General features: G+C 40.1%; 25 protein-coding genes and 1 riboswitch. Of the genes, 3 read left to right on the top strand and 22 right to left on the bottom strand.

Annotated elements, in window-relative coordinates:
- Nucleotides 1–159: 159 nt before the first annotated feature.
- The 8 genes from ypfJ to ACFSY7_RS13600 form a co-directional block, all read right to left on the bottom strand.
- A complete protein-coding gene (ypfJ, locus tag ACFSY7_RS13635) occupies nt 160–1,008 on the bottom strand; it encodes a KPN_02809 family neutral zinc metallopeptidase (protein ID WP_126991467.1) in 849 nt (282 codons plus the stop codon).
- A 72-nt stretch (nt 1,009–1,080) separates the two neighbouring features.
- Nucleotides 1,081–2,604 (bottom strand): methyl-accepting chemotaxis protein, encoded by a 1,524-nt coding sequence (locus tag ACFSY7_RS13630; RefSeq protein ID WP_380148214.1) that lies wholly within the window; start codon nt 2,602–2,604, stop codon nt 1,081–1,083.
- 141 nt (nt 2,605–2,745) lie between these two features.
- On the bottom strand, nt 2,746–3,192 hold the full coding sequence (locus ACFSY7_RS13625) for a low molecular weight protein-tyrosine-phosphatase (protein WP_380148213.1): 447 nt from the start codon (nt 3,190–3,192) through the stop codon (nt 2,746–2,748).
- Nucleotides 3,193–3,250: 58 nt separating this feature from the next.
- Complete coding sequence (gene lepB / locus ACFSY7_RS13620) at nt 3,251–3,793, bottom strand: signal peptidase I (RefSeq protein WP_126991470.1); 543 nt, start codon at nt 3,791–3,793, stop codon at nt 3,251–3,253.
- Nucleotides 3,794–3,938: 145 nt separating this feature from the next.
- Nucleotides 3,939–4,226 carry a helix-turn-helix domain-containing protein gene (locus ACFSY7_RS13615; RefSeq protein WP_126991471.1) on the bottom strand — a complete coding sequence of 96 codons (288 nt, stop codon included), beginning with the start codon at nt 4,224–4,226 and terminating at the stop codon, nt 3,939–3,941.
- A 90-nt stretch (nt 4,227–4,316) separates the two neighbouring features.
- The gene (locus ACFSY7_RS13610; RefSeq protein ID WP_380148212.1) at nt 4,317–4,919 is read right to left on the bottom strand and encodes a lysophospholipid acyltransferase family protein; all 603 of its coding nucleotides are present in this window, start codon (nt 4,917–4,919) and stop codon (nt 4,317–4,319) included.
- Nucleotides 4,920–5,314: 395 nt separating this feature from the next.
- Nucleotides 5,315–5,830: a DUF2179 domain-containing protein gene (locus ACFSY7_RS13605; RefSeq protein WP_126991473.1), complete on the bottom strand. Its 516-nt coding sequence runs from the start codon at nt 5,828–5,830 to the stop codon at nt 5,315–5,317.
- Nucleotides 5,831–5,924: 94 nt separating this feature from the next.
- Nucleotides 5,925–6,116: a hypothetical protein gene (locus tag ACFSY7_RS13600; protein ID WP_126991474.1), complete on the bottom strand. Its 192-nt coding sequence runs from the start codon at nt 6,114–6,116 to the stop codon at nt 5,925–5,927.
- A gap of 149 nt (nt 6,117–6,265) precedes the next feature.
- On the opposite strand from ACFSY7_RS13600, the gene ACFSY7_RS13595 reads away from it, so the two are divergent.
- The gene (locus tag ACFSY7_RS13595; RefSeq protein WP_380148211.1) at nt 6,266–6,757 is read left to right on the top strand and encodes a VanZ family protein; all 492 of its coding nucleotides are present in this window, start codon (nt 6,266–6,268) and stop codon (nt 6,755–6,757) included.
- A gap of 15 nt (nt 6,758–6,772) precedes the next feature.
- On the opposite strand, the gene ACFSY7_RS13590 is transcribed toward ACFSY7_RS13595, so the two are convergent.
- The 5 genes from ACFSY7_RS13590 to ACFSY7_RS13570 form a co-directional block, all read right to left on the bottom strand.
- Nucleotides 6,773–7,285, bottom strand: a complete 513-nt coding sequence (locus tag ACFSY7_RS13590) for a GNAT family N-acetyltransferase (RefSeq protein ID WP_380148210.1) — start codon at nt 7,283–7,285, stop codon at nt 6,773–6,775.
- A gap of 11 nt (nt 7,286–7,296) precedes the next feature.
- Nucleotides 7,297–8,628: an FAD-dependent oxidoreductase gene (locus ACFSY7_RS13585; protein ID WP_380148209.1), complete on the bottom strand. Its 1,332-nt coding sequence runs from the start codon at nt 8,626–8,628 to the stop codon at nt 7,297–7,299.
- A gap of 171 nt (nt 8,629–8,799) precedes the next feature.
- Complete coding sequence (locus tag ACFSY7_RS13580; protein WP_380148208.1) at nt 8,800–9,633, bottom strand: putative RNA methyltransferase; 834 nt, start codon at nt 9,631–9,633, stop codon at nt 8,800–8,802.
- Between the two features lie 67 nt (nt 9,634–9,700).
- Nucleotides 9,701–11,044, bottom strand: a complete 1,344-nt coding sequence (locus ACFSY7_RS13575; RefSeq protein ID WP_126991478.1) for an MATE family efflux transporter — start codon at nt 11,042–11,044, stop codon at nt 9,701–9,703.
- Nucleotides 11,045–11,157: 113 nt separating this feature from the next.
- Nucleotides 11,158–12,087 (bottom strand): 1,4-dihydroxy-2-naphthoate polyprenyltransferase, encoded by a 930-nt coding sequence (locus ACFSY7_RS13570; protein WP_380148207.1) that lies wholly within the window; start codon nt 12,085–12,087, stop codon nt 11,158–11,160.
- A gap of 125 nt (nt 12,088–12,212) precedes the next feature.
- Here ACFSY7_RS13570 and ACFSY7_RS13565 point away from each other — a divergent pair, with 125 nt between their 5' ends.
- The gene (locus ACFSY7_RS13565) at nt 12,213–12,653 is read left to right on the top strand and encodes a GNAT family N-acetyltransferase (RefSeq protein ID WP_380148206.1); all 441 of its coding nucleotides are present in this window, start codon (nt 12,213–12,215) and stop codon (nt 12,651–12,653) included.
- A gap of 12 nt (nt 12,654–12,665) precedes the next feature.
- Here the strand turns inward: ACFSY7_RS13565 and ACFSY7_RS13560 are convergent, their stop codons facing one another.
- The 3 genes from ACFSY7_RS13560 to ACFSY7_RS13550 form a co-directional block, all read right to left on the bottom strand.
- Nucleotides 12,666–13,559, bottom strand: coding sequence for a DMT family transporter (locus ACFSY7_RS13560; RefSeq protein WP_380148205.1), 894 nt, complete (start codon nt 13,557–13,559; stop codon nt 12,666–12,668).
- Nucleotides 13,560–13,645: 86 nt separating this feature from the next.
- Nucleotides 13,646–13,831: a hypothetical protein gene (locus ACFSY7_RS13555; RefSeq protein WP_126991482.1), complete on the bottom strand. Its 186-nt coding sequence runs from the start codon at nt 13,829–13,831 to the stop codon at nt 13,646–13,648.
- A 77-nt stretch (nt 13,832–13,908) separates the two neighbouring features.
- A complete protein-coding gene (locus ACFSY7_RS13550; protein WP_380148204.1) occupies nt 13,909–15,735 on the bottom strand; it encodes an APC family permease in 1,827 nt (608 codons plus the stop codon).
- Nucleotides 15,736–15,813: 78 nt separating this feature from the next.
- A riboswitch (cyclic di-AMP (ydaO/yuaA leader) is annotated at nt 15,814–15,957 on the bottom strand.
- Nucleotides 15,958–16,093: 136 nt separating this feature from the next.
- On the opposite strand from ACFSY7_RS13550, the gene ACFSY7_RS13545 reads away from it, so the two are divergent.
- Nucleotides 16,094–16,288, top strand: coding sequence for a hypothetical protein (locus ACFSY7_RS13545; RefSeq protein WP_380148203.1), 195 nt, complete (start codon nt 16,094–16,096; stop codon nt 16,286–16,288).
- Here ACFSY7_RS13545 and ACFSY7_RS13540 read toward each other — a convergent pair.
- The 6 genes from ACFSY7_RS13540 to ACFSY7_RS13515 all read right to left on the bottom strand — a co-directional run bounded on the left by ACFSY7_RS13540 (nt 16,260) and on the right by ACFSY7_RS13515 (nt 21,476).
- Nucleotides 16,260–17,501, bottom strand: coding sequence for an MFS transporter (locus tag ACFSY7_RS13540; protein ID WP_380148202.1), 1,242 nt, complete (start codon nt 17,499–17,501; stop codon nt 16,260–16,262). The genes ACFSY7_RS13545 and ACFSY7_RS13540 overlap by 29 nt on opposite strands.
- Before the next feature lie 714 nt (nt 17,502–18,215).
- The gene (locus ACFSY7_RS13535; protein ID WP_139995690.1) at nt 18,216–18,536 is read right to left on the bottom strand and encodes a hypothetical protein; all 321 of its coding nucleotides are present in this window, start codon (nt 18,534–18,536) and stop codon (nt 18,216–18,218) included.
- Nucleotides 18,537–18,609: 73 nt separating this feature from the next.
- Nucleotides 18,610–19,335 carry a hypothetical protein gene (locus ACFSY7_RS13530; protein WP_380148201.1) on the bottom strand — a complete coding sequence of 242 codons (726 nt, stop codon included), beginning with the start codon at nt 19,333–19,335 and terminating at the stop codon, nt 18,610–18,612.
- A gap of 139 nt (nt 19,336–19,474) precedes the next feature.
- Entirely contained in the window at nt 19,475–19,975 is a 501-nt protein-coding gene (locus ACFSY7_RS13525; protein WP_199754699.1) for a DNA-deoxyinosine glycosylase, read from the bottom strand.
- Nucleotides 19,976–20,343: 368 nt separating this feature from the next.
- Nucleotides 20,344–20,832: a GNAT family N-acetyltransferase gene (locus tag ACFSY7_RS13520; RefSeq protein ID WP_139995684.1), complete on the bottom strand. Its 489-nt coding sequence runs from the start codon at nt 20,830–20,832 to the stop codon at nt 20,344–20,346.
- Nucleotides 20,833–21,098: 266 nt separating this feature from the next.
- Nucleotides 21,099–21,476 carry a hypothetical protein gene (locus tag ACFSY7_RS13515; protein ID WP_126991490.1) on the bottom strand — a complete coding sequence of 126 codons (378 nt, stop codon included), beginning with the start codon at nt 21,474–21,476 and terminating at the stop codon, nt 21,099–21,101.
- Nucleotides 21,477–21,587 lie beyond the last annotated feature (111 nt).

Below are 21,587 nucleotides of genomic sequence, written 5' to 3'. Positions count from 1 at the left end.
ATTATACACTATTCGAATACTCGGAAAAAGGAAAAGTTATACAAGGTCCATCCCTTTTCAACAGAAAAGGAGACGTAATCTACAAAAAAGGATGCGACCTTTCACAAAAAATAACAAGCAGAAACCAGCATAAGCTATGATTTCTGCTTGTAGGTATCCCTATAAATCTGAGGCGCTAAATGTATTGCCATGTTTTAAATCGCCGTATTCATAGCCTCGTTCTAGCCATTTCATACGTTGTGCAGAAGTACCATGCGTAAATGTTTCTGGTACGGCATAGCCCTGTGCTTGTTTTTGAAGTGTATCATCACCGATTGCGCTTGCTGCTTTAATCGCCTCTGAGAAATCACTCTTATCTAAATATTGCTTATTATGATGCGCGAATACGCCCGCATAATAATCCGCCTGTAGCTCAAGCTTTACAGACAAGGCGTTCGCCTGCTCTTTTGATACTTGGCGCTGTTCTTTACTTACTTTTGTTGATGTACCTAATAAATACTGCACATGATGTCCAACTTCATGTGCTACGACGTACGCCATCGCAAAATCACCAGGTGCCTTAAACTGATTTTTTAATTCCTGATAAAAACTCAAATCAATGTAGAGCTTCTGATCACCCGGACAATAAAATGGCCCAACTGCGGAAGTTGCACTACCACAAGCGGTCGATACACTGTTCGTAAATAATACGAGCGTTGGGTTTTTGTATGTTAAGTTATTTTCTTTGAAAACATCCTTCCATACATCCTCTGTATCAGCGAGCACAACGCTCACAAAATCTGCAAGCTCTTCCTCTTCAGCAGTTGGCTCATAATTTTGTGTTGCTTGATTTGTTTGATTCGTAGAAGAGTTATTCATAATGTCCGTTGGATTGCCACCAAGTAATGTATAGATAATGACAACGATAATTCCGAGACCACCAAGACCACCGCCAAGTGCTAGTCCGCCACCACTTCTACCACGTTGGTCTTCGACATTGCTACTTTTTCTTCTGCCTTTCCATTCCATATCGAAACACCTCACTTTGTCGTTGATATACCCTTATTTTCCCACAAAAAAACAGCGGTTAACACCACTGTTTTACGCTTTTCTCAGTTTTTCAGCTGTTTGTACCATATCCGATGAGATTTGATGCAAAACATGCACGAGTTCTGCTGTATTTTTGACGTTACTGACTTGCTGCTCCGCCTGATTCATAATTACTGCGGTCGTCTGCTGATTTTCTTTTAATAGTGACGTGAGACGATACAAATTCTCAAGCGTCGCCTTCGAAGTTTCGTCTACTTTTAATGAATAGCTAGCAGATTGTGTTAAGAGCTCCGTCGTACTTAGTGTGTCCTGTGTAATTTGTTTAAAGGTCATTTCAGAATCATTCATATACGCGTCACTATCGTTTAACTGCGACACGACCGTTTGCATATCGCCGAGCATTTGCTTTGCATGCGTAATACTGGTTGTGCTTTGCTGTTGAATGGACAATGCTATCTTATCTGACGCCTCCGCAAGCGCCGATACCTCACTTGCCACTACTACGAAACCTGCACCGTGCGCACCAGCCCGTGACGCTTCAATCGAAGCATTTAATGCCAGCAGTTTCGTCTGTCGTGCAATGCCATTAATTTTTTGTGCCAGTTGGTCAATTTGCTGTACCTGCTGCTGATACGTTTCAATTGTCAATGCGAGCTCATGCACAGATGCTGTTGATTTTTTAAATTGCTGCTGTGTATTGCCAATAAGCTGTTGACCATTCATCGCATTCTCCGAAACATACTGTGCCTTTTGCTGCCCCTCTACTGCAAGCTGTGTGACAGTTGCTAAATCTGCACTTAATGCCATCATCTTCTGCTCAGACGATTCTAAATCATGTACTTGTAAATCCATTGTTGTCGATAAATTCGTAATCGACTCACGCGCATGCTCAATGGATTCATGTGATTTTACAGAGCTTGATACGAGTTCCTCTGCTGTTTGCTGTAAGTGTGTCACTGTTCGTTCAAAAACCGTCAAAATCGACTGTCGTTCCTCTGTTAATAACTGCTGTCTCGTGTGCTCCTCCTCTTTAATCGCCTGATTACGCTGTACAATTAGCACGATATTCGCCGCGCTCGTAAAAATTAAAAATACAGCATGAATCATAAGTAATCTAAAATGATAGTCATGTGTACCACAAATCAGTTCCGGAAATAAAAAATAACCTGCAAAATGATGTACCGCAAAAAGAATCGTACTCAGCACAATCATACGAACAGACCCTAAAAAAGCAATCATCGCAAGCACCATAAAAATGGAAAAATGATACTCCACCATGCCATTACCCATCGCAATAATCGCCATCGATGCAAAGGTATTTGAAAGCGTCAGTACAGTCGGTAGCATGTCACGATTTGGATTACGTTTATACAATATCGTACTCATAGCAAGTAACAACATTGCTATGCTAAAAAAGCTCCAACGTAGTAACTCAATCGACCAGCGATGTTTTCCTTCATGATGCATCAGTTGATAGTCTGCTAGGAAATGAAATTGCTGATGTAAAATCATGACGGTGATCATAAGCATTACGGTCAACGATGTTAAAATAATCATTAGCTTATGCTTATTCATTTTGTGTTACACCTCTTTTATTATTTTTTTCGTTTGCTCTTTCATTCCCATAGACCTACTATTCGCAAACATCTATATCTTTTAAACTACTCAAAATATAAAAAAAAACAGGAAGCATTTATTGCCTCCTGCTCATATCTATTAGCACAATTTCTCTAGTAATTTCGTGCAGCCTTCTAAGCAAAGCTGATAGGTTTCCTCAAAATCCCCCGTATAATATGGGTCTGGTACTTCTTTTACTGTATGTGTGGTTAAATCAAGCAAGCGAATGACTTCTTTGTCTCCACCTAAAATACGGCGCGTATTTTCAACATTACTCTCGTCCATGCAAATAAAATAATCAAATCGCTCGCCGTCCTCTTTCGTCAGTGGGCGACTATACATGCCCTCTGTTGAAATGTCGTGTTCTCGAAGTTTCGCAAGCGTCCCCTTATGTGGGCGCTCTCCCTCATGCCAGCCGGCTGTTCCCGCTGAATCAATCGTAAATGCCGCTTCTAGGTTTTGTTGCTTTACTAAATCTCGAAAAATCGCCTCTGCCATCGGTGAGCGACAAATATTGCCTAAACAAATGAATACTACCTTTTTCATTCTTTTCCTCCATTAAAAAAGAGCTAGAAGAAATCACTCCCTCTAACCCATTTATTTGTTAGTTCCAAGGCCAGTAGCGGAATAATACTTTCCCATCCACTGCATCTTTTGTAATAAAGCCATACGCACGCCCATCGCTACTATTTGGGCGATTATCACCTAATACGAAATAAGAATCTTTCGGTACTTCTGTTTTACCAGTTACTTCTTGCATTGTGAAGTCCTCTGTATATTTAAGACCTGTCTCTTTTTCATATTGTGCAGCTGCTTCTTTAATATAATCTTGTTTTACTTCTTTACCATTCACGTAAAGTTTTTCATCTTTCACTTCGACATTATCGCCTGGTAAGCCGATAATACGTTTAATATAATGATCATCTTCTACAGGAGATTGGAATACGATGACGTCATCATAATCAAGACCACCTGGCTTTAAAATCATGACACGATCATTATTATGATAGGTTGGCTCCATCGATTCACCTTTTACGGTTACGGGTGCTAGTAAAAATTGACGTACAACAAATGCAATAACAACCGCTACAAGAATTGGTACGACCCATGATAAAAGCTCTTTTGATTTACTTTGCTTTGCTTCCATTTTCTCATCACCTTTAATTTTATGAATTCTTCAATATTATGCCATTCTTTTTAAAATTGCGCTATTCACGACAGTACATTAGACAAAAAAAGGAGCAACTAGGTTCCCTTCACCTAATCACTCCTATTTTATACGTAAACCCCTATTAGTTTATGTATTGTTTTAGATCCTCTAGATGTTGTTCTGTGATGCCTAAAACTTCATAAACTTTTTGTAATGTTGTTTCGCGGACCTTTGTATCTCCACGTTCGATGCGGCTAACTGTTTTTTGAGTAACATTCGCTTTTTCTGCAAGCTCAGACTGTGTTAAGCCTACATTCATGCGTTTTTTGAAAATAATTTGGCTACGGTGTTCTGCCATTAACTCTACTGCTGATTTTTCATGTACGGCCTTACCTTGTTCTGTATTTTCTAAAATGTTAACTGTTACCATCGAATCCACCACTCCTAATTTTGTATGAATTTGCAAGTAGCAGCATTCCCAAAAATAGTTTATCGCATGTAGTATCCCCTTTGCGGTTGACTATTTCTCAGCAGCAATTTTTCGTTGTAATTCTTGTCGAAGCTCGTCAATTGTCTGTTCTAAGCGGTGAGTATATTCATCGCGACCTTCTTTACCCTTCGCCTCTACATAAAAAGGCTCTCCGAAAATTAAATATCCCTTTTGACGCTTGAAGACATCTTTCGGATTGTTCGGGCCGATATATGCTGCGGGAACTACTGGCGCCTTGGCTAATTGCGCGATTGTAATTGTCCCTTGTTTCAAAGAATCTCCCTCGGCATTTCGGGTGCCACTTGGAAAAATCCCTACCACCTTGCCTTCTTTTAAAAGCTGACGCGGTACTTTAATTACACTTGGACTTGGATTATCGCGATCAACTGGAAAAGCATTCATCTTCCCGATAAACCAGCCAAGCCCCTTAATATCAAAAAGTTGTTTTTTCGCCATGAAATGAATTGGCGTTGGATAAATAGAAACACCTAGATTCAAAATATCAATCCAACCTGTATGCGTACAAGCGATAATATAGCCGCCCTCTGTCGGTAAATTATTCTTGTTATAAACCTTTACTTTGTTAAATAATCCTAAAAACCAAATTACAAACCTTGCTACTCGTTTATACATTTTTATCTCCAGCCTTTACAAAATTTCGGACCAATCCGTCCCACTTTGTATCGTGACCTTTTTCCACCAACTCGTCAACTACCTGTGGACAAATTGATGTGACAAAAATACAAAAACTTCGCATTGAATCGTCGGCTTTTATCTTCCTATATGTAAATATTGTAAATGAATTTTCAAAAAATTAAAGCCCTATTTAGATAAAATCTTTAAATTATTTTGTTTTTTCAAAAAATTTACGTTTAAAAGAGCGATTTTTGACATAAATAATCCAATTTTTCACTCCCTATTTATGACATAAAAAGATAAATTTCGTTTCTAGAAAAACTGCAGTAACAACTATATGTCCTCCTGACATGGAAAAAACGATAACATAGTCATGTTATCGTTTTGTGCATTTAGCCCCTCATTTGCTTCGCGAGAAAGCCACCATTTAATTTATTTGGCTCGTACGATACGATAAATGCTTTCGGCCACATTTGTAAAATCGCCGCGCGCAGTTTCTTTTCGTTTTTTCGTTTTGCGATAACGGTCATACATAATTTACGCCCGTCCTTCCCGTCCGCAAACCAAGATGTGACACCATATCCTCGTTCACGAAGTTGCGAAACGATTTCAAACTCAGCGGCATCGACAATGATTTCAAATAATACATAGCCAAGCGCTAGACGGCGTTCAATCAGGCTACCGACGTAGACACCAAGTCCCCAACCGAAGCAGTACGCGGCCATATTCCATGGGTTTGAGATTTCATCAAGCACCATTGTCAGACCGATTAAATACACAAATACTTCAACCATCGATAAAATGGAGGCAACCTTTGTATATCCCTTAATTACCATAATTAGGCGTAGTGTTGTCAGCGTCATATACGTGACATTAATGATGATAATTAAAATAACTGTTTCTAACATGGGATGCACCCCCTTACCTCATTTCTATTCCCTCCTCGGATGTATTTACGCATGAAAAAAGCCTCCACATAGTATGTGTGAGACTTTTTTTAATTTAAGATATGCGTTTTTTGACATCTTGCTTTTGCAAGAAAAAGTACAGTAAAATGACGGAAATAATATTTAGTAAAATACCACCAATTAAACACGCCCATTGGATATGAGGAGGAAGCACGCGCGTCATGCCAAATGTGATGCTTAAACAGCCAATCACAATACAAATTAAATAGGCTGGTAATCGATTCATTCAGGTTCCTCCTCATTGTTTATTATCGCCAATACTATCATTTATTATATGAAATGTCTAAATACTTTATTTATTTGAGCTATTGTTGTCATGCAATTGACATCTTTTTATGGTAAATTATTAAGGATTAACAGAAAGGCGCTGATGTTTTGCGTTTTATAAAATTTTTACCATTAATCGTCTTGATTATTATTATTTTCATTTCATCAGCTACACCCTACCAGCAACAAAGTATTGTACCTGATTTGATGAAATGGTTACCTGGCGAACCACTTAATAGCATATTATCACGTATTCATATTCCGTATTACGGCATGGATATTTCCGTTGAGACACGTGGCTATTATTACTTTTTAGAATTTCTTGTACGTAAGTTTGCACATATTACAGCATTTGGCGCGATTGCCATTGCGGTTTATATTGCGCTTTCTAAACGACGTCTGCGCTACGTACTATCACTTGTCGTAACCTTCTTTTTTGCTTGTATTGATGAACTTCATCAACATTTTACATCTGGGCGTACTGCTTCGATGCAAGATGTATTTCTTGATACATTTGGCGGGATTTTATGGCTAACGATTTTTGTGCTCATTGCACGCAAAGTTAAAAAATCACCTACAAAAAAGGAGACAGCTCAGTAGCTCGTCTCCTTTTTTCTATAATAAGTAGGTCATTAAATATTCATCAATAAATTCCCCGTCTTCATCACGAATAGACTTTTTATCAATGCCCACCACTTCAAAGCCAAGTTTTTTATAAAGCTCAAATGCCGGCTCATTGCTTGTGAAAACGCCAAGGTCAAGCTTTTCTAATTCCGCATGCTCGCGCGACCAATTAATAATTTCTTTCATAATCGCGGCGCCTGCACCGTTACCACGTGCATCTGGTGACACATAGACCGAGCCGATATAACCGCGATGCTTCGTTTTAATCGCTGTTTCAAGTGTCAAAGTAGCTACACCTAATAACCGCCCATTGATAAAGGCTCCAAAAATATGTTCATGATCTTTTTTAATCGTCTTTTCGACACGCTCGACCGGATTATCATAACTTGTCGCTTCTGTATACGTTTCACCAAAAGCTCCAGGATCCTGCTTTAATGCCTCTTTACGCAGTGCCCAGTATGCTTTCGCGTCACTTTCTTCTAGCAATCGAATTTCCATTGTCATCGTATCACCTCTTAAAATTGTCGTTTTGCTAATTGTTGAATGGGATCCCAGACAGAGTTAAATGGCGGCGCATACGATAAATCTAAATCTAATAAATCACGTAACGTCATACGCTGCTGAAGAGCTGTCGCAAAAACATCTAGGCGCTTATCGACGCCTTCCTTGCCGATGATTTGCATACCAAGTAGCTCCTGTGTGCGTTTACGCCAAATAATTTTCAGCGTCAACGACTCAACACCTGGGTAATAATCTGCATGATTTCCCGCTTCATGTGTATATGTTTCATATTGGTAGCCTGCTTTTTGCACTTCAAGCTCATTTAAGCCGGTCTTCCCAATTTGTAAATCAAAGCATTTTAAAATCGATGTGCCCACAATCCCTCGGAACTCATCAGGAATACCTGCCATATTTAAGCCTGCTAGACGTCCTTGTTTATTCGCCGTTGTACCGAGCGGGATGTAGTCATTTTTACTTTTCACATTATGATAATGGGACGCACAATCTCCTGCCGCATAAACGTACTGCATGCTTGTTTCTAAATGAGGGTTCACCAGTACCGCCCCATTTTTCAATGTATAAATACCACTATCTTCTAGGAATGCTGTATTCGGCTCAACACCTACCGCCTCAACGACAATATCTGTCGGGTAGCTTGCATGCTCGGTGCGTACCGCCGTCACATGATCCTCTCCCTCGTAGCCAAGCAGCTTTTCATTAAAAATAACTTCGACGCCTTTTTCTTTTAGTTCCGTATGAATTTTTTCAGCAAATGAATACTCTAAGAAGCTTGCGACTTGCTTGCCACGTAAAATCATGCGTACTTCTTTACCAGCATTCGTAAATGTTTCCGCAAGCTCAAGCGCGATATAGCCACCGCCAATAATCGTGACATGCTCGACATCCGCCATTTTCGCCTTCACATCATTCGTATGTGGAATTGTTTTAAAATAATAGATGCCCTCTAATGGATAGTCTGCATCATCAAGCGCTTTGCGTGGCTCTGCACCTGTTGCAATTAATAGACGGTCATAGCTTTCTTCAAATGGCTCATTCGTATCCGTTTTATAGCCGTATACAACGCGCTCAATACAATCAACCTTCGTCACACAATGACCTGTGCGTGCGTCAATGCCATACTTTTCATTAAACTGTGCCGCCGTTTTATGTACAACATCCTCGGCATTTGGCACGCGTCCATCTAACACATAAGGTAGCCCACATTGTCCATACGAATAATGTTGCCCCTTATCTAACGTTGTGATTTTTGCTTCCTTATCATGGCGATAAATTTCCATTGCGGCACTCATTCCGGCCGCATCGCCTCCAACAATTACATATTTCATATCCGTTCACCTCATTCAGTCTTTTCCCCGTCATTCCTAATTCAAAACGATACAAAAAAGAGGCTAGGACAAAACATGTCATTTTCCTTTTTTAGCGTTCGCAACGAAAACCCGGAACCGCACCACAGCGCGATTCCGGTTGTTTTTACACGTAGGTCAAAGTCTCTTTTCTTATTGCCCGATTAGTACATCTACATCAATCGTAATCTCCGTTAGCATACCCGCTTCAATTTGCTGCTCTTGATGCCAGCCCATGGGCGTCATATGCGCAAGTAACGGTACAAGCTCACTGCGAATTGGCAATGTCGTCGTCACGCGCTGTACGCGCACGTCGTCAAAGTTTTCACTAAAGCGTGCAACTGTCTTATCATTCGAATACGATTCCTTCTCTGAATCCGCAAAAAATAGCGCACGTAATTCACGTAAATAACCCGCCTGTGGCACGATTTTAATAACCTTCCCAGTCGGTTTTAAAATACGCTTAAACTCTTCGTAATTTGCTGGTGATAAGAAATTCAAAATGACATCAAAGGCATTTTCCGCATACGGACTTTTCGCTAGGTCGCCAACTACCCACATCATATCTGCGTAGTTTTTCGCCGCCTGCACGATGCCTTCTTTCGCAATATCAATCCCTGATGCCACCATGCTAGATGCGTAGCTCTCCTTTAATTTCGCTAAATGCGAGCCCTCACCGCAGCCCGTATCAAGAATCGCCACATCTCCGTCTAGCTCTGCTAAAATCACGTTGTAGACAGCGCGGTACAACTCGCTATCAATGACTTCCTTACGCGCCTCAAATAATGATTTATCGTACATCGATGTTGCTGGATGCGTCATCATGTTGACATAGCCCTGCTTCGCCATATCAAATGAATGATTCTCCTCGCAGCGTACTGTTCCATTTTCCTCTACCATCATCGCCTCATGACAAATCGGACATTGTAGTAGCGCACGATGCTGTGCGAAATAGTTCGCCGCACGTTGTTTTTTTGTTAGTCCCACAAAAACACCTCATATAAAAAGGAGGCACAATTTTGGCCTCCGCAATTTTTTCTTTTAGTATACCATGCTATTTTGGTGACACGAGAATATGGCGCTCCCATTTCCTGCTTTTCCAGCGAATCATAACAACAATCGCGCGGAACCATTCATCCGCCGCAATCGCAAGCCAAATACCTGGTAAGCCCATATCCAAATGGAACACAAGGAAGTAACCAAGCGGCACACTCATGCACAGCATCGATACAATCCCTAGCATGAGCGGGAATGTCGCATCTCCTGCCGCACGCAATGTATTAATAATCGTAATGTTCACCGTACGACCTGTCTCCAGTAAAATACTGAGCACTAATACACTCGCACCAATTTTCACGACCTCTTCATTGTCTGTAAAAATACGCATAAACGGTTCACGGAAAATAATGACTACAGCGACCATGACGAGTGTGAAGCCCATTGCCCAGCGGACACTACGCCACACCTGGTCATACGCCTCGTCCTTTCGCCCAGCGCCGACATAGCGCCCGACAATAATCGCCGTCCCCGCACCAATCGCCATCGCGAATAAATACGTAAACATCGAAATATTATATGCGTACTGACGTGCAGCTAGTGCCTCCGCGCTAATATACGTTACGAAATACATTAATAAAATTTGGCAAGTTTGATACAATACTTGCTCAAGCGCAGCCGGAATACCGATTTTGAAAATCTTCTTAATATACGCCATCGGTAGCGCCACATAATCACGCCATTTAATTTTCACTTCAAGCACGCGGTACAATAGCCAGAAGAACACAATAAGTGCTAGTCCACGACTAATGACAGAAGAAATTGCCGCCCCCTGCACTCCTAGCTCTGGCGCCCCAAACTTACCGAAAATCAGCACATAATTTAAAATGATATGCACGATATTCATGCCAAGTGACACGTACATCGCCTGCTTCGTGAAGCTATGGACACGAACGATGGCAGCCGTCGCATTAATTAATGCCTGTAGGAAAATCCCGCCACCAATAATAATTAAATACTGCTCCGCATACATCAGTACATCACCATGTAAATTCATCGCAATCATCATCTGTTTTGAAAACAGCACAAATAGAATACTTAAAACTAAGCCGAACACTAAATTCATGAAAATCGCAACAGCGGTAATCTTCGGCACCTCATTTAAACGACGTGATCCGATATACTGCGCCACTACGATAGAAGCACCATTACCGATGACTTCCATAATTAAAATCGTCACATGAATAAACTGATTGGCTGTCCCAACACCGGCCACTGCTTCATCTGCTAGCTTACTTAGCATTAGCGTATCGACAATACCCATCAGCGTAAATAACAGCATCTCTAAAAAGATGGGCCATGTTAGTGAAAACAAATTCAATTTTTCTTTCATCGTTTCCATAAAGTGCCTCCTTTTTTCATAATAACTGATGTATCATAGCATAATTTTTCAAAAAGCGGTATAGCAAAACTCCATAAAAAAACAGGAAGCGCCGCGAAGCACTCCCTGACTTTTTATTTCATTACATAGGCGATAATTAAACCAATCGATAATAAGAAACCGAAAAATGTATTGGTCATCGCTGTTGATTTCATGGCTAGGCCTTGCTTTTGTGGTACGCCTTCACCCTCGCGGAAATTCTTAATGGCCGCAATTGGTTTTGGCACACATAGTAAGACGATTAATAACCACGGGCTCACTTCACCTAAAATGACTAAGCCGATAATCCATAAATACGAGATGATAAAGCTAATCGCAAGTACTGTAATCGCTTTATCACGACCTAATAAAATCGCTAGTGTTTTACGGCCACCAATCGTATCCTCTTTAATATCACGAATATTATTCGACATATTAATGGCACCAACTAAAATTCCTAGTGGCACAGATACTAAAAAGCTCGTCATGCTCACCGTACCTGTTTGGATGAAGTAGGCAATTAAAATAAAACCAATCCCCATGCACAGACCGGCGAATAATTCGCCAAATGGTGTATACGCAATTGGGTACGGTCCACCTGTGTATAAGTAGCCGACCGCCATCCCGATTAAGCCGATAACGACTAGCCACCAGCTACTCGCCATACAAATGTAGACGCCAATTGCTATGGCAATCGCATACAGTACAAGTGCAAATGCAAGCACCGTTGATGGCTTTGTACCATGACGCACAAGGGCGCCACCAATTCCTACAGAATCCGCTGTATCTAAACCGCGCTTAAAGTCATAGTATTCATTAAATAAGTTTGTCGCGATTTGTAAGCATAAGCAACATACAAGCATCGCGATAAATAAAAGCCAATCGATTTTCGTATCAAAAAGCGCTAGCGCCGTCCCTAAAATAACAGGAGAAAATGTCGCTGTTAATGTATGCGGACGTGTTAACTGCCACATTAATTTCGCTGTGCTAATATCTTCGATTGGTTGTTGCATTGGTTGACCCATATCACAACTTCCTTTCAAATTTGTCTAACTCTATAATAGTAACGTATTTTTTAAGCGTTGCCAAAGCAGTCCTCCTCATTTTTTCGTATAATAAATACACATTGCATAAAAAAGGAGGCATTCCCATGAAATTAACACCGATTCCCATTACAAACGACGCTGATTTAGCGCGTTCATTTGCCATTCGAAAAGAGGTCTTTGTTGACGAGCAGCATGTGCCAATCGACGAGGAAATCGATGCATTTGATGTCATTGATAGCGACTGTACGCATCTCTTAATCGAAAATGACGAGGGCCAGGCAGTTGGCACAGGGCGCGTACGCTTAGTCGATGAATACGGTAAAATTCAGCGTGTAGCCGTTGTAAAAGCATTTAGACAATATGGCATTGGTCGCATCATTATTTTAGCGCTTGAAAAATTAGCTGCCGCACAAGGTGCCACAAAGGCAAAACTCGATGCACAAGTTCATGCGATTGGCTTCTATGAAAAGCTTGGCTACGAGGTAAAATCCGATGTCTTTTTAGATGCCGGTATCGAGCATGTCTTAATGATAAAAGCGCTCTAACAAAAAGCGACCTTATGCGAGGTCGCTTTTGTTATCCACAGCAGCTTGTGGAACGGGTTTTAGCAATGTATAAATAATGCCACCAAAAATAAAGGCAATACCGAGTAATTGAAGCCAGCTTGGGCGGAAATTCAAAATGACTACATCCAATAAAATCGCCACAAGTGGATCAACAAATACGAGCGCCGATGTCACAAGTGCTGGTAGCTTGCGTAAACTATTAAAAAATAAATAATACACAAACCCCGTATGTATAAAGCCCGTCCCTAAAATATAAAGCCAATTTGTCGTCGACAACCCAGAAAACTCTGCCATCGATACAATTGGTGCAAGCATAAAAATACCAACAATCGTTTGCAAAAAGGTCGTCGCATACGAGCTCAGCTGTTGAATATTTTTCCCGATAAACATCGTCATCGCATAGCAAACCGCTGATAAAATCGCCCAAATAAAGCCGGAATTTAAAAAGTTATCCACAGATTTAAATTGCTCAATCCCAACAACGAATAAACTTCCTAAAAAGCATACAGCAACCGCTAGTACTGACTGAATATTTATACGTTCCCCTAAAAAAAGCGTCCCCATAATCAACACAAAAATCGGCGCTAAATTATAAATCGAAATCGCCGCTGAAATCGACATGGCTTCAAACGCTTTAAATAAAAACACCCAGTTCAATACGAGAAATACACCACAAACAAGTGTGCGAATCACTTCTCGACGTTGCCATACCTCGCGCTTCGCATAGCCAAGTAGTAGCCATAGCCCACCTAAAAAAAGGGTCGCACAAATACAACGAATAAAAACAAGTGCCTCGGCACTTACCCCTGTCTGACGCGTGAAAAAGCCAATGGAGCCAAAAAGCGCCATTGAAACAACCATTTGTAAAGCTGCACTCTTATTCATATCCCTAGTCCTTCCTTATATGATTCTTTTTATGATACCGTTTGGCACAAAAAAAGACTATGCCTTTTCAGCATAGCCTTCATTTATTATCGATTTTTATTAAATATACTATCGGCTTCACTTTTACCCGGTAATAATAAAATACCGATTGCGAATACGATAATACCGGCGTAAAGAGTATACTCCACTGCCGTTGATTGTACGAAACCTAGTGGATGTGTAATCCCTATTAATAAAAGCACTAAGCCTCCATAAAACATTAGTAGTCTCATATCTCTTTCACTCCCTTAACTTTTTTCATAGGAAATAGACCTACTTTTCTATTGCCCGATAAATACTATATTCCCTGTTATTTTCTTTTTAAACCTACGTGATATGGAACAGTAATAATTGCGACGTCCTTTCTATATAACAGATACGTCCGCAAAAATATCCCCGTTTGATTGTGTAAGGCATATTGCCAGCGCTTATTCGGTAAAAACTGTGGAATCACAATCGATAGCTGCGCATCCTTATATTTCGCAATTTTTTGGATGCGGTCAATGACACGTGTCATCGGCTGCAATAGCGTACGATACGGTGAATATAGCGTGATGATGCGTGTATCCGGCTGCCAGTTCTTCCACTGCTCCTCAAATTGTTTACAATCGTCCTTTTCAAAGCTGACATGCACCGCAATAATTTGATCTGGGTTCAATGACTTTGCATAGTTTAGCGAATGCTCCACTGTACTTGTCATACTTGCTACTGGCAAAATAAAAATATTCCCCTGCTTAATATCAATGACATGCTGTAGCTTCATTGCTTCATGTACCTGCGCATAATGCTGATGAATTTTATAAAAAATAAATACCATCAGTGGTAAAAATACGAGCACCGGCCAAACATGCGTGAATTTCGTTATAAAGAAAATCATCGCTACTGTAAATGAAATCAGTGCCCCAATGAAATTAATCGTCATTTTTACACCAAAGCCTTTTGGGCGCTCCCGTAACCATTTCATAAACATCCCTGTCTGTGCCAATGTAAATGGAATAAATACGCCAACCGCATACAACGGAATGAGGTTGGTCGTCTGGCCGTTAAAAACAAGTAGCAGAATAATGGCACCAATGCCAAGCATTAAAATCCCATTGGAATACCCAAGTCGGTCGCCGCGCATCTGTAACATACGCGGTAAATAATTATCCTTTGATAAACTTACCGCTAGCATCGGAAATGCTGAAAATCCTGTGTTGGCTGCTAAAATTAAAATCAATGCTGTCACAGCTTGAATAACATAATAGAACATACCATGCCCGACAATTGCCTCTGCTAATTGAGACACAATCGTATTGGTTGATTGCGGTATGAGGCCATATACAAATGACAAATAGACAATTCCTGAAAACATCGCCGCTAATAACAGCCCCATCATCACTAATGTTTTCGTGGCGTTCACCGCTTCCGCTTTACGGAAATTCGGTACAGAATTTGAAATCGCCTCAACCCCCGTTAGAGCAGAGCTTCCAGATGCAAATGCTTTCAATAATAAAAATAAAGAAATGCCAGCGACCGGCGTCCCAATCGACGTATGCACCTGCTCTACTTGCCCAGTTGCGACATGAAATAAGCCCATAATAAGCATGATAAACATCGCACCGATAAATAAATAAACCGGATACGCAAGCACCGTTGCAGACTCTGTAATTCCTCGTAAATTCAATACCATTAATACAATGACAAATACAATGGATAACTCTAAGTTATACGGCTGTAAACTTGGAAATGCCGACGTAATCGCATCGGCACCAGCAGATACACTTACTGCCACCGTCAACATATAATCAACAAGCAAAGCCCCACCGGCAATAAGCCCTGCATTCAACCCTAGATTTTCTTTTGATACAATATATGCGCCTCCGCCCTGTGGATACGCATGGATCACTTGGCGGTACGATAAAATAAGCGCCGCTAATAAAACAACAACACCCATCGCAATCGGCAGTGAATACCAGAGTGCGGCTGCACTAACCGCTACTAACACAATAAGTATTTGCTCCGGACCATACGCCACCGATGACAAGGCATCCGATGATAAAATCGCCAATGCTTTTGTTTTGGACAAACGCTTTTCACTTAATTCTGTTGATTTCAATGGTCTTCCAATAAAAATACGCTTTAATGACATCAGCATATTCAACACCTTCTTTAATTAGAATGTGTCCCTAAGCGCTTGATTGAACGAAAAAAGGCAACACCAAATAAAGGAGTTGCCATCTCCTTATAACGCTTACGAGGTTAGCTGTCGGATTCAGGCCATAAGAGTTAGCCTTACCACAATGTGGATTCACCCCAAGAAGTACAAGACTTCGTAACGATTGGTTCCCCCGCGTTTTCACTTCAGCGATTTAGAAACAATATTTTATTGCTGTTATTCTACGCCCAGCAATTTTTAAAGTAAATCTATCTAAAGTCCCGACTATTTGAAGGTTTATTTAGACTAAGTAAACGGGAACAGTAAGACAAACAACCTATTAAAGGAGGTTAAGAAAATGTTAGAAACATTAGCATGCACCTATGAGAATTTACAACTGCACATACAACAGCTCGTTGAAAGGATACAACAATCAGCCTGTCCTACAGCGCAAAGCGCACTTTATCATGAATTTCAAATTATTGATCGACAACTTCAAAAAATTGAACATCAACTTTCTTTCATCATAGAGGAGAAAGATGCTTCAATCTAGATGCTCGCAGTAAAATATAAATCATCACTAGTAATAGTAAACCAGATATAATAAAAATTAGTGACGCATCAATGTAATCAAATAAGGCACCATAAATAAGCGAGCCAATCGGTCCAATACCAACAGCTAATGTTTCAATAATGCCAAATACTCGCCCTCTATGCGCATCGTCTACTTCTCGTTGAATGACGACACCAATTGGCGTATTTGCCCAAATCGACATAGCCGAAAAAATAAACATCAACAGCATATAATAGATGAATGCTATCGATGTGCTAAAGCCTGCAACTAGTGGAACAGCAATGCATATCATGGCTATGCACATTACCGTCGCAGCACGTTTTACAAAGCGCAGCGGTCGTACTAAATCCCCGCGCATCGATAAATAAAGAGACGCCACGAGCATTCCAATTGCACCCGCACCTTGAATGATACCAACTTGCGTGGATTCAACAGATAATCTTTGCACTAAAACGAATACTAAACCCACACTTATTGCAGCCGAAAAGAAATTAATGCATACTTGTGTCATTAATAAGGACTGCACGAGCGGTTTGCTTTTTAAATACACAAAACCACTTCTCATACTCGCCATCATCGATTCTTTTTTCGCTACAAGCCTGTCCGCAAACAATGTAAAATTCATCGAAGCCTCTAAGCACAGCGCAATAAAATAAGCGATAAACATGGCCCATAAAAATACCTCCATCGATACAAAGCCGTACATCATACCCCCAATTGTCGGCCCACCAATTGCCCCAATCGAATACGACACCTGATTAAATGCCATCCCCTTTTGCACATTATGCTTACCGACCATATTCGGAATGGAGCTCGAAAACGCAATACCATTGAAGGCGCCAATCATTGAAAAGATGACTGTAATCGTATAAATTGCTGCGACCGAAATGCCATACAGCTCCGTATAAATAATCAATGCCCCAATCGATGCTGTAATACCTGCCATACTTACTACAACGATTATTTTTCGCGGAAACCGGTCCGCCACATAACCAGCTAACGGTGCCACAAGTGCACGTGGTAGCACATTAAACATAATATTCGTCGCAAAACTTAACGCCGATCCCGTCAATTGTAAAATATACAGACTAATCCCAAAGCTAAAAACACCAAATCCTAATGATGTTAAGAGCTTGCTGACGAAAAACGTATATAAATTAATCATTGCGCGGCGCTCTATCCATTCATTCACTCACCATTCCTCCTCCATACACACAATGATGACAGTGTAAGCGCGCGCACCTTAAAAGTCAAAGTCACGATTAAAAATCACTCATAAGCTCAACAAGCGTCTTTTGAATACGACATATCTATAAATATGTGTCATCTACATGAAAATAAACCCATACTTTTAATAAAAATGTATTCGACGCGTATTTAACCGCAGATAATTATCTTTTCTTTCTTAAATACTTACAACACATTGTTAATAGCAATCTTGAAAAACGTGTCAAAAATGCCCGTCAGAGCCTCTATTTTAACTCCTTTTGTTTAATTTCGGGACTTCTAACAGCCTCTTTTTATCTCTGCAAGTTAAAAACAGTTGCTGCTATATCACTTTTAGCTACATCATGAGAATCGGCATATTAAGCGCCTCTTAAACACGCAAAAAACACCCTTAGTGCACCCGAAAAGGCTGTTTTTAGCCCATTTTGGTCGAAAATAGGCTTTTTTCATTTATTAAAAATGCTATAAATCGATGAACTTCATTATGAATAACGCGTTGATTTGCCAGCATTTACTGGATGATTAATAAAAGCATTCTTTTCTCTAAGACGATAGCCACTCATTGGCACTTATTTTAAAATATGTCGTATCTAAAACACGCTGTCTGACGTAATCGGTCATTTCAAATAAAAAAACGGGTGCAATCAAGTTGATCGCATCCGTCCGTATTTTTTAAGCACTATTTATTTAAAATGAATTGTTTTTTTCGTAATGCTGCACGCTTCCACGCAAATTGGTAAAGCGCTGTCGCTGCTGGGTAGAACAGTACGACGATTACAAAGAAGCCTGTGACATCCTGCCAAAACGGTGATACTTGCCATACCCCATAACCAACTGCTGCCACTTTCAATACAAATGCTAGCCCAACAAGAAGTCCAAGTAACGCACTTCCGATAAATACTAAGTCTTTCCACATTAACATTCGAAACTCTGCGTGATATTCTCTTACGACCACACATACTGAAATCACGATGAATAATAGAAATAATAGATTTATCATTTATTGCACCTCCATCTACTTCTAGTTGTAGTGTACAACAAAGTTGTTAAGCTAACGTAAAAGCTGTTTTAAGTTAACGTACAGATGTGGCGATTGTTAACAGCCCTTTTGCAGTCGTCACTTTGTCAATCGTCATCACAGCTGTTCCTTTTTGAAGACGTAATGCGTGATTTTTACCAACTGCATCTAATTGAATCGCACCATATTGATTTGGCGCCGGTAAAAGATGCGTCTCTAAATAATGGACCGTATCTTTTGCTAATGTGACCCCACGTGCATTTTGATTTGTGTACGTATGAGTCGCTAACGCCCAGCGTCCCTCATTCCAGCTCGTATAAAGCTGTCCGGCACCAGCATCCTGATAGCCTGTGATACCGTGTGTTAACGCTACCTTTTGTCCCCCGTATTTACTGTAATTTAAATAATTTACATGTGATAATGCTTCTGCTTTTGTTGTATAACGTTCCATTTGAATGCGTGCAACGACTTTTTTTGAAACGGTCGTCAATTTTTTCGCATTCACTGGTACTTTATGAGAGGTTTCGTAAAACACTACTTTGTAATAGTGTTTAGAAACCGTCGTCTTTGCTGTTAAATGTTTCCCGCTTGTTACAGGGATTTTATGCGGTAATGTAACAGGAAGTGTTGTCTTTAATGCATCGTTTACTTGAGCCATTACTTGCTCTGTTTCCGTTGCCGCTTTTGCCGTAATTGGTGAAACTGGTAATGCTGCTACTGTCCCTATTCCTAATACGCTTGTCGCAGTAACAAATGCTATTTTTTGAACAAACTTTTTCATTTTCGTTGCACCTCTTTCCTATCGAACTATAATTAAAAAATTCCCTTTTCGAGAAAAAATAAAACGTAAAACCTTTAAAACGCGAAGAAAGCCACCCTATTTTTCTAAAACAGGATGACTTTCTTATATTTTTTCCAATTTACTCTATATACGTTTTTATGATAGACCAACTTTTCACTTTCTCCTCAAAACTTTTAATATTCTTCCCTGGTATTGGACTTGTTGAAGGCATTTTATAAAAATGGCGACCTGTTAATACGTTTAAACCAATTCGCTTTTTAAATACTTGCTCTGCCTTTCCACCATTAAAAAGCACACATTCAATCGCTGGATATTGTGCTAATAACGTTTCGAAATCATTTGGAACCTCATTACGAATTGCGGCATCAAGACTTCCTTCACGTTCACAGTATTTAATCGTATCCCATAATCCAATACCATGCTGTTGGAGCCAATTGAGTCGTTCTGTATAATTTTCTGGTGCGCATTGTTCTAACAACTCTGACATAATCGGCCAAAAATGATTACGTGGATTTCCATAGTACTGCTGCTTTTCAAGAGATTGCTGCCCTGGCATCGACCCGACAATTAACACGCGCGTGCTTTTATTGACGACTGGCCCTAAAACATTTTCAATCATGCTGTTCACCTCTCTATTTATTATAAGTAGTCTATCAGGAAAAATCACCGAACATGACTTGCTTTTCGAGTCTGCCCGCTTCCTTCTGTAATCAAGAACATCACTATTTTTCTTTAGCGGAACGTAAGCTAATTACGCCGTCGTCCGGTCATTAGCCATGACTCACTTCTTTTACTATCTAGCCTCGCGTGCTTGCTTTTCGGGTCGTTTCATTCCTTCCTACGTGACGAAGAACGTCACTTGTCAGGAACTAAAAACGCCCGTCAAAGCAGAGCGATCACGCTCAGCTTTCAATCAAAAAAAATAGGACCGGCTCGTATGTGTTGTTACGAGTCAGTCCTATCTACTATTTGCGGTATCGTCCATTATTAAATCGCCACCAATTGTTTAATTTTGTAGTGCATTACGATGACTTCACCTTTAGCGCCCATTGTGCGTACGCCTTCGTCAATAAAGCCACATTTATGATATAACCCTTGTGCTGCTGTGTTGTAAATATTTACGACTAGCACAATCTCATTTTTGTCAGTAAAGTTTTGCTCGACAAAGTCAGGTAACATGTTCATGACACGTTTTGCGTAGCCTTTACCTTGATGATGAAAGTCCGTTGATACGGCACGCAGTAAAATCGCATTCGGATTATCCGAGTATAGTTTGCGTCCCTGGTCTCCATCTAACATTAAGAAGTTAACGATTGCGCCATTATCGATTGCGACGATTGGATAGCGATATGGATCATTTTTTGCCATCTCCATTGCTACATCTGGTGCTGTCGTAAAGTGCAATTGTTCCTCCGTTAATGTGTAATTTGCAAGCATTTCTCCGTGCTTGATTTCATTGTAAAAGCATAGTTCCATTTCTTAACCCCTTTCAGGCTGTAGTAAATAATTTTAACGACTTAAATCGTTTTTTTCAACAGAAAATTATTGTCTATTTTGTGTTAACAATTTGCTGTAAATTCATGTACAAGAACTAAAAATAGTTGTTTTTTTCTATTCGATATTGTAGTGATTTTACACCCTGTATCACAAAATAAAATTGTAAAACAAACACACAGAAAAAGCGAGAAAAATTTTAAAAAAGTCGCAAAAAAAGCTACGCAATTTGCGTAGCTTCTCACGATTTATAAAAAACTTGGATTGACAACTTTGTCTGCCTTGCCAAGGTCTGTCACCATTGTGTTATATGCTTCTACTGCCGCTTCATATAACGCTTTTGATTCTTTCGCATTGACTTCTGCAGGTTGTTTTACACGTAGTGGCGCATAAGGAGCATCAAATGTTAATACCCGTTGTTGGAAGGCTTGAACATGTTCATTTTCATCAACTTCAGAATCCATATGTGTATACACATCAAATGAGTGGAAATTGGCGAAGAAACGTGTGTAATCATCCGACGCCTTATCCATGTTTCGATTTGAAAAGTTCCATAAACCCTTCATTGATTTTAATACGTTTAGACCTTGTGTTACAACCATCTCAACTGCTTGTGGATTAGCCATTGTAACCGCCTCCCTCTATAAATGTTGATATATCAATGGCTCACGCCATTTTTGAGTGTCAAAAAAATATTTTCCAACACGCATATCTAACTTAATTTTGTATTAATTGAT

The sequence above is a fragment of the Kurthia populi genome (genome assembly GCF_042686175.1).
GTDB classification, from domain to species: Bacteria; Bacillota; Bacilli; order Bacillales_A; family Planococcaceae; genus Kurthia; species Kurthia populi.
Note: the sequence above shows the minus strand (reverse complement) of the source record. Positions and strands in the feature narration are given on the sequence as shown.

What these genes read in the sequence shown, in the direction of transcription:
- ACFSY7_RS13565 (WP_380148206.1), top strand. Translation starts at nt 12,213, where the DNA reads ATGAAATTAACACCGATTCCCATTACAAACGACGCTGATTTAGCGCGT.
- ACFSY7_RS13575 (WP_126991478.1), bottom strand. Translation starts at nt 11,044, where the DNA reads ATGGAAACGATGAAAGAAAAATTGAATTTGTTTTCACTAACATGGCCC.
- ACFSY7_RS13555 (WP_126991482.1), bottom strand. Translation starts at nt 13,831, where the DNA reads ATGAGACTACTAATGTTTTATGGAGGCTTAGTGCTTTTATTAATAGGG.
- lepB (WP_126991470.1), bottom strand. Translation starts at nt 3,793, where the DNA reads ATGGAAGCAAAGCAAAGTAAATCAAAAGAGCTTTTATCATGGGTCGTA.
- ACFSY7_RS13610 (WP_380148212.1), bottom strand. Translation starts at nt 4,919, where the DNA reads ATGTATAAACGAGTAGCAAGGTTTGTAATTTGGTTTTTAGGATTATTT.
- ACFSY7_RS13520 (WP_139995684.1), bottom strand. Translation starts at nt 20,832, where the DNA reads ATGGAACTATGCTTTTACAATGAAATCAAGCACGGAGAAATGCTTGCA.
- ACFSY7_RS13585 (WP_380148209.1), bottom strand. Translation starts at nt 8,628, where the DNA reads ATGAAATATGTAATTGTTGGAGGCGATGCGGCCGGAATGAGTGCCGCA.
- ACFSY7_RS13570 (WP_380148207.1), bottom strand. Translation starts at nt 12,087, where the DNA reads ATGGGTCAACCAATGCAACAACCAATCGAAGATATTAGCACAGCGAAA.
- ACFSY7_RS13605 (WP_126991473.1), bottom strand. Translation starts at nt 5,830, where the DNA reads ATGTTAGAAACAGTTATTTTAATTATCATCATTAATGTCACGTATATG.
- ACFSY7_RS13535 (WP_139995690.1), bottom strand. Translation starts at nt 18,536, where the DNA reads ATGATAAATCTATTATTTCTATTATTCATCGTGATTTCAGTATGTGTG.
- ACFSY7_RS13545 (WP_380148203.1), top strand. Translation starts at nt 16,094, where the DNA reads ATGTTAGAAACATTAGCATGCACCTATGAGAATTTACAACTGCACATA.
- ACFSY7_RS13630 (WP_380148214.1), bottom strand. Translation starts at nt 2,604, where the DNA reads ATGAATAAGCATAAGCTAATGATTATTTTAACATCGTTGACCGTAATG.
- ypfJ (WP_126991467.1), bottom strand. Translation starts at nt 1,008, where the DNA reads ATGGAATGGAAAGGCAGAAGAAAAAGTAGCAATGTCGAAGACCAACGT.
- ACFSY7_RS13600 (WP_126991474.1), bottom strand. Translation starts at nt 6,116, where the DNA reads ATGAATCGATTACCAGCCTATTTAATTTGTATTGTGATTGGCTGTTTA.
- ACFSY7_RS13515 (WP_126991490.1), bottom strand. Translation starts at nt 21,476, where the DNA reads ATGGCTAATCCACAAGCAGTTGAGATGGTTGTAACACAAGGTCTAAAC.
- ACFSY7_RS13615 (WP_126991471.1), bottom strand. Translation starts at nt 4,226, where the DNA reads ATGGTAACAGTTAACATTTTAGAAAATACAGAACAAGGTAAGGCCGTA.
- ACFSY7_RS13590 (WP_380148210.1), bottom strand. Translation starts at nt 7,285, where the DNA reads ATGACAATGGAAATTCGATTGCTAGAAGAAAGTGACGCGAAAGCATAC.
- ACFSY7_RS13525 (WP_199754699.1), bottom strand. Translation starts at nt 19,975, where the DNA reads ATGATTGAAAATGTTTTAGGGCCAGTCGTCAATAAAAGCACGCGCGTG.
- ACFSY7_RS13530 (WP_380148201.1), bottom strand. Translation starts at nt 19,335, where the DNA reads ATGAAAAAGTTTGTTCAAAAAATAGCATTTGTTACTGCGACAAGCGTA.
- ACFSY7_RS13625 (WP_380148213.1), bottom strand. Translation starts at nt 3,192, where the DNA reads ATGAAAAAGGTAGTATTCATTTGTTTAGGCAATATTTGTCGCTCACCG.
- ACFSY7_RS13560 (WP_380148205.1), bottom strand. Translation starts at nt 13,559, where the DNA reads ATGAATAAGAGTGCAGCTTTACAAATGGTTGTTTCAATGGCGCTTTTT.
- ACFSY7_RS13550 (WP_380148204.1), bottom strand. Translation starts at nt 15,735, where the DNA reads ATGCTGATGTCATTAAAGCGTATTTTTATTGGAAGACCATTGAAATCA.